Raw genomic sequence first — 6,644 nt, 5'->3', positions numbered from 1 at the left:
TACCGTTCTGATCTCTCTGAAGCACCACACATGTTGGGTCGGGTGGGGGCAACAGGAGCGGGGAAGACCGTGTTCCTGTACTCCTTGATTATGAACTTCATGGAGCAGAAAAGGCGAAGACAACGTCGAGTTCGCTTTAGTTGATCCGAAGGAGACCGACTTCATCTTCTTCGATGCTCTGCCCAAAACCCTTTTCTAACGGCGAAGGTGATCACTGACGCGAAAGATGCTGCCAACCTGTTCGAGTGGCTCGTCGAGGACGAAATCCCACGTAGAAAACAGCTGCTGCGGGAAAGCGTATGCCGTGACATCGGAGAGTACAACGAGCAGAACCCTGATGACCAGATGAAGCCGATCGTCGTCATCATCGACGAATACAGCGACCTACTCCAGCAACTTGGAGAAGACGCTGACGACACCGAGGACAACGTGCGCCGAATCGCCCAAATCGCACGGGCACAGGGTATCCATCTCGTCATCTCTACCCAGCGACCTTCACACGAAGCTATCGACACGGACCTCCGTGCTAATCTGGATACTCGGGTGGCTTTCCGGCTTCCAAAGCAGTCTGACTCTCGAATTCTAATCGACGAAGGTGGAGCAGAGGAACTTGGCGGAGACGGAGACATGCTACTGAAAGAAGCGGACAGAACCACTCGGCTACAAGGCCTCTATGTAGATTCTGATGACATCCGTAACCTCATCAATCAATATCGGTGACCACTAGGAATGTAGAATTCAAATGCCGTTCTTGGCCCTCCACGACGGCACCGAGGTCATTCCGAATCAGGTACAGAAAGGGAATCTCCTCGAGTGCCCGAAGTGCGGCGATCAATTGAAAATTCGCGATTCCCATCGCCGTAAGGGATCGTTCGTCGCACGGCATTTCTACCACGCTGCTGAAGAGGAGACTGACTGTGGCGGTGAATCTCCACCTCATTTGCGGATGAAGTCGATCGCGTATTCGAAGCTCACGACCGAGTATCCCGACGCCACAATAGGACTAGAACAGCAGCTGGGTGACCGGCGTGCCGATATTCTCGTTGAGTTTCCACAGCCTCGATTCCCCGAGGGCCGTGGCATTGGCGTCGAAGTACAGCACAAACACGAGGACAAGGATGTCGATGCAGTAACCGCTGAGTATCTCGCTGCAGAGTACAGTGTCCTCTGGCTGGGAGAAGAGGACTTCTCCGGATTCACGTCGATCTCTCTGGCATTCTCTCGACTTGGCCTCACGCGGTCCAACACGACTTCAGCGACGGGTATCACGGCGCCATCCACTGGCTCCGACAACCAAAGCCAGCCAATCCCTCGATAGACGTCGTCCTCCCGCGAGAATATCTAGCTGAACACAGCGAGGGGCTTCGTCGAGCATGGGAGTACGGGAAGTTCGATCAGGGAGGCCAATCGGACTGGAAGGATCTCGGATTCTGGTGGTTGAGTGCCTCGTATGACCCGTACCAGAAGTGGTTCAAACTCACCGAGACGCCTGACGGGCGGACGATGCTTCAGCTCGGGAAGCAGGTCCGCGGTACTGAACACGTTCTCGCTCCAGTTCAGACTGGACACTCTCGGAATCGGGGGAAGGTTCACAGCTTGGCTTACGAGGTGGATTCAGCAGATACCTCCGCTGGCGAATGGGCAGATATCGAAAAGGCGTGGCTGGAAACCGGCTTACAGAGCACTTCAGTTATCTTCAAGCTCGTTGCAACCCCAAGCGGGGAGCTCGCTCTATCGTTGGGAAAGTACAAGAAACACAGCGACGACGGCGAGTTCATTACCGTCTCTACCGAGTTCCAGCGTAATCTCAAAGAGAGCCTCCACGAACTCGCTAACCTTCTGGGGTGACCTGACTCGGCCCGGAAACCCGCCCACAACGGTAAATGGACGGACTACAAACAGCAGTCAATAATGTCGGACGAGGCTGACGATTTGTATGATAAGTACATCGACTACGATGGCAGAGATCTCGATACCCGGAATGTCGGTGATGGGAAGGTAGTTCGGCCGATTACGGCCGAGAATTTCGAGATGGAGAAACGGACTCTGGGGGAGGTTCTCACCGATCAGAAGTTCAACGTACCAGAGTACCAGCGACTGTACTCGTGGAAGAACATCCACCACGAACAGTATTGGTCGGACATCGAGCAGTTCGTGAATGCCGACCTGGTCGCTGACCGACGCGAAGTGTCGGACGTGTTCTTCAGCTCGATGTACTTCGCGGTCAACGACGACAAACAGGTGTACGAGGTCATCGACGGCCAACAGCGCCTGACGACGACACACCTGCTGTTGCGCGTCCTTATGGAGCACCTCGAGGACGTCGACCCAGCTTCTATCGAGGACGATACCCTGGCGGAGTTTCGGGACTACGGGATCGGACGAATCACCGATATCCTCTATGTGGAGGAGATGTTCGGCAAACGTGAGCCTCGGCTCACGCTGAACAAACACGACGCTGAATTTTTCAAAGCCCTCATGATGGGGCCCTCCGCCCAGGTGGACTACCTCAAGAACGAGGCCGACTTCAGCATTCACGGGAACAACAGCGATGCAGTACAAGTCTCGGAATGTCTGGACCGGTTCGGTACCACGGACGATGAACTCGCGGACTTGGATACTGACTCGCTGTCCTCAGGGGCGTTCTTCAAACTGTACCGCTCACACCGGCGGTTGTTGAACGCTTACGAGTTCTACAACGAGAAGATTAGCGGCGTCGTCGCCGACGCCGAGACGCCGGACGAGACTGTGCGAGCGCTCGTGAATATCCTTAACTACGTCTACAACTCCTACCACGTCGGGGAGTACCTGATTCGAGAGGCCGAGTCGGACTTCCGGATGCAGATCTTCGAGATTTTGAACGATCGCGGCGCGATCTGACGAAGATCGACCGTATCAGGGCGGCGGTCGTGAACGCGTTCTTCGATACCGACGTGAAAGACGAGTACGTCGACAAGTGGGAGGACATCGTGGTGGCGTTCGCAACCGATGGTGATGCCATCGACGACTACCTCTCGATCTATCTGAGTATCGTCGACGATGGCATCGACAGGATTGGTGACGCGAGCGCCGAACTGACCAACGCCTTCGACACGAGGAACATCGACTCGGATGTCGTCCCGCGCCTTCGGAATCTCGATGAAGCGAAGGCCTTCCTCGACTACGCGCACGACCTCGTCGACTACTACCAAGACATCACAACCACGGAGCTCGCCGCCGAGGACCTTGAGTTAGCCAGTCACCGAGAGCAGTGTCGGGAAATCCTTGTTCGCCTCAATAACCAACAGATGGACCAGTGGCGGCCATTCGTCCTGGCGCTCTACTATCACACCAATCCTGAATCGGAACGGGATGCAGCACAATTCCATCGCGTACTAGAGACCATCGAGAAACTCAACCTGCGACGCCTCCTCATCTCTGAACGTCCGAGTATTTTCCGCGAGGTCTTCATCGAGGCCGTCGAGGAGTTCAATCTCGCACCAACTGCCGACGCCACTCCAGATAGTGTATACGAGGCTTCTCGAGAGTACCTCATCACCGAGATGCGTTCCTCTACGCCGACGCTGTTCGGCGACCGGTTCGTCGATACGGTCGTTCAGACGCAGTCCTGGAGTACCGGAACGGCGCGACTGCTCTTCGGGAAGATCGCCCAGGATCACTTCGACGACAGTAGTCGTGCCGTCGAGCGAGACCTGAACATGGGGAACATCCATCTCGAACACGTCCTCCCGCAGACTCCCGTCAGCGACCCGGAAGACCCGACGTGGCTTCGGGAGTTTTTCAAACTCGACTCGGATCCGGACATCGAGATCGCGTCAGAGATCGAACGCTATATCGAGCTGGTGCAGCGCTCTGATCTCGACGAAGAGGAGGAGCGACTGAAAGACAATATCTCGGAGTTCATCACGCAGGGGTTCATCGACGATATCGGGAACTTCCTCCTGCTCCGTGACACCGATAATATCGGGGCGAGTAATCGGCCGCTCGCCGAGAAGATGACGCAGTACTACTCCGAAATCGACGGTTTCCCCAGTATCTACCCCAATCGGTATTTCACGGCCGAATACGGCAACGTCGATCGCGACTCCCTCGACAAACTCCGTGAGCAGCACGATGGCGGTGACGTTTCGAATGTGGACGCCGATGTAGTGGCGTATTTCAACTCCTTCTGGACCTACGAGACTCTACAGGATCGACGAATCGAGCTCCTCTTGGATATTCTGTCGACGCTTGGGTTCGATTCGTTTGAGGACGAGTTCGGGATTGAATCCGACCAAGATGAGGTACGCCACGAAATTCGAGAGAAGACGGACCAAGAGTTTGAGAAACGTCTGTCCGTCCGATCGCTTTAACCCCCCTCTGAGAAGTCGGTTTTGCGAGTACCTGTCGAAGCCTTCCCAGCTGACTATCCAGCTTCGCCACCCCCACAGAAGGTGCCGACCTCCTTTGCCAAAACGAAAGGAACGAACGAAACGAATAGAATGAATGGAATGAAGTAAACGAGATTGATGAATTGAATTCTCCAAACGAACTGGTTTGTCTCTGGTTGGCCTTTAGCAGAAACGAACAAAACGAACGGAACGAATTGAGTGATAGAAATGAACGCAATTAGTTCAATGAGCGAAACGAACAGTTGGTTTTAACATCGTAGTAATCCTCTCACCGAGTGAAACACCCTCACCGAACGCACCGAACTAAACGACCAAAACGAACGAAACGAACATAACGAGAGAAACGAAGATAATGACCGACACCAATACCGCACGAATCACGGTGGCGAATCAGAAGGGCGGCGCAGGGAAGACTACCGACGTCATTCATACTGGCGGCGCACTCGCCGCCCGAGGTCACGACGTCCTCCTAGTCGACATCGACTACCACGGAGGGCTCACCTGCTCGCTTGGCTACAACGATCTGTACTACGATACCGACCGTACGACGCTGTTCGACGTCCTCGACTTCGACCAGATGGAGTCGGTGAACGACATCATCGTCGAGCACGAGGAATTCGACATCCTTCCCGCCAGCGAGAAGCTCGCGAACAACAAGAACATCCAGACGCTGCTTGAGGCGCCGAAGAGTCGCGAGCGGTTGGAGATGACGCTCGACGAGCTCGACAAGGACTACGACTACATCATCGTCGACACGCCGCCATCCCTGAACGTCCTCACCGACAACGCCCTGGTCGCGACCGGCAACGTCGTCATCCCCGTCATTCCCGAGAAGCTCAACGCCAACAGCCTCCAGATTTTCGCAAAGCAGCTGAGTTCCCTCGAACAGGCGTACGGAGACATCAATCGGCTCGCGATTGTCTGTAACCGCGTCGAGCAGAACGCTGAACACCGCGACACCATCGAGGAGATCAAGTCGGCGTACTCCCTCCCGGTGTTCGAGATCCCGAAGCGGACCGACCTCTCCCAGTCGATCGGCGAGGGGGTGTCCGTCTTCGGCTTCGGCAAGGAGAACCAGCGCGTCGAGGATGCACGCGACCTGTTCAACGAGATTGCCGACCTGTTCGACGAGACGTTCGAGAAGACTGCGCCTGAGGAGGTGAAAGCATGAGCGACGGCTGGGGTGATGCTTCCGGCATCGAGGGCAACTACGAAGAGGAGGACGATGAGGTCGATTCCAGCGAAACGAGCGAGGTGGGTGAAACGGTGGAAACCAGTTCATCGACCGAAACGACCGAATCGACTTCAACGAGTGAAACGAACGAAACGAGCAAAACGAAGACGAACATCAAGGACGAGTGGAATGGGCGGACGATCTACATTCCCGACGATGTCCTCGACGAGATGGAGGATACCTACCTCGAGTCCCAGCTAAAGCTCCGCAAGGCGGGCCAGGACGAGTTCAAGAAGAACCGCCACTTCTACCCGCTACTCGTCCAGTTCGGTGTTGAGGCGCTCTCTGAGGCGGATGCCGGGGAAATCCAGGATCGGCTTTCGGAACTCGGCGACGAATGACCTCGGGAAAACCACAATCTCGGAGGATGGAATTGATGCGTGCCTTCTATACAGAGATATAGAAAACGAATAGAAATTGGAAATTGATTTTTTTCTTAGTAACCCGTTTCAGCGAACACTAAGTGTGACTACGGGATTTCCCGTTACCGTATCCCTTTGGGACCTCCACGAAGGAAAATTTCCTCTGCATCTCGCTCAACCGAATCATACTGTTCTGTCGCCCACTCAACCGCAGTCTTAGTATCATTCAGCATACAGCCCTGAATTCCTTGTTCCGTGTAAACGACGACACCGACCTCCGTTTCATCCGCTATCCATAGCCCAAACGTCCACGGAATCGTCCCGCGAAACAACGTAACGCTCGGTTTGTCTAACGCATCTTTCGTCTCCTGTGGATTCAGTTCGTATAATCGGTCGAATACGTCTCCATCGAGCACCAACTCCAGTGTAGCAGAATCATCTGTGACTGCTGCCTCGTAGAACTCAGTCGCTGAGCCTGCGAGCGCCTTCGGGACTAGCCCTCGGACGACAGATGCTCCGCGGACTGAGCAAAGCATTACATCGAGGACTGCATCGGGAACACTGCTCTCGGCAATATGCGCAGTTGATCCCGGAAGAAACGCTTCACCGATGGGGGTCGTCGTGGGGAGGCGCAGCGAGGATCGGGTGCTGCGTCGG

7 protein-coding genes and 1 pseudogene are annotated in these 6,644 nt (G+C 55.0%); 7 read left to right on the top strand and 1 reads right to left on the bottom strand.

The genetic code is table 11. The annotated features are described in order from the left end of the window. Positions 1-207: 207 nt before the first annotated feature. From GJ632_RS17935 to GJ632_RS17910, 7 genes are all read left to right on the top strand, one after another. On the top strand, positions 208-720 hold the full coding sequence (locus GJ632_RS17935; protein ID WP_191453663.1) for an FtsK/SpoIIIE domain-containing protein: 513 nt from the start codon (positions 208-210) through the stop codon (positions 718-720). A gap of 22 nt (positions 721-742) precedes the next feature. Next, complete coding sequence (locus tag GJ632_RS22400; RefSeq protein WP_197428073.1) at positions 743-1,318, top strand: hypothetical protein; 576 nt, start codon at positions 743-745, stop codon at positions 1,316-1,318. Positions 1,319-1,608: 290 nt separating this feature from the next. Then, positions 1,609-1,848, top strand: a complete 240-nt coding sequence (locus GJ632_RS22395; protein WP_197428072.1) for a hypothetical protein — start codon at positions 1,609-1,611, stop codon at positions 1,846-1,848. A gap of 63 nt (positions 1,849-1,911) precedes the next feature. Further along, positions 1,912-2,880, top strand: coding sequence for a DUF262 domain-containing protein (locus GJ632_RS17925; RefSeq protein ID WP_191453662.1), 969 nt, complete (start codon positions 1,912-1,914; stop codon positions 2,878-2,880). Between the two features lie 29 nt (positions 2,881-2,909). Further along, the gene (locus GJ632_RS25560; RefSeq protein ID WP_191453661.1) at positions 2,910-4,352 is read left to right on the top strand and encodes a DUF1524 domain-containing protein; all 1,443 of its coding nucleotides are present in this window, start codon (positions 2,910-2,912) and stop codon (positions 4,350-4,352) included. Positions 4,353-4,743: 391 nt separating this feature from the next. Then, positions 4,744-5,562: a ParA family protein gene (locus GJ632_RS17915; RefSeq protein ID WP_142987585.1), complete on the top strand. Its 819-nt coding sequence runs from the start codon at positions 4,744-4,746 to the stop codon at positions 5,560-5,562. Continuing rightward, complete coding sequence (locus GJ632_RS17910; RefSeq protein ID WP_191453660.1) at positions 5,559-5,966, top strand: hypothetical protein; 408 nt, start codon at positions 5,559-5,561, stop codon at positions 5,964-5,966. The genes GJ632_RS17915 and GJ632_RS17910 overlap by 4 nt, the downstream gene beginning before the upstream one ends. Before the next feature lie 143 nt (positions 5,967-6,109). On the opposite strand, the pseudogene GJ632_RS24180 reads toward GJ632_RS17910, so the two are convergent. After that, a pseudogene (locus tag GJ632_RS24180) lies at positions 6,110-6,644 on the bottom strand (transcriptional regulator); the annotation flags it as partial.

It is taken from the genome of Halogeometricum sp. CBA1124 (genome assembly GCF_009741955.1).
In the GTDB taxonomy this organism is placed as follows: domain Archaea; phylum Halobacteriota; class Halobacteria; order Halobacteriales; family Haloferacaceae; genus Halogeometricum; species Halogeometricum rufum.
The sequence above is the reverse complement of the archived record's forward strand: the minus strand, read 5'-3'. Positions and strand labels throughout refer to the sequence as shown.

Bases quoted from the DNA above. Each gene is read 5' to 3' on its own strand.
- GJ632_RS22400 (WP_197428073.1), top strand. From the start codon at position 743: ATGCCGTTCTTGGCCCTCCACGACGGCACCGAGGTCATTCCGAATCAG.
- GJ632_RS17925 (WP_191453662.1), top strand. From the start codon at position 1,912: ATGTCGGACGAGGCTGACGATTTGTATGATAAGTACATCGACTACGAT.
- GJ632_RS17915 (WP_142987585.1), top strand. From the start codon at position 4,744: ATGACCGACACCAATACCGCACGAATCACGGTGGCGAATCAGAAGGGC.
- GJ632_RS17910 (WP_191453660.1), top strand. From the start codon at position 5,559: ATGAGCGACGGCTGGGGTGATGCTTCCGGCATCGAGGGCAACTACGAA.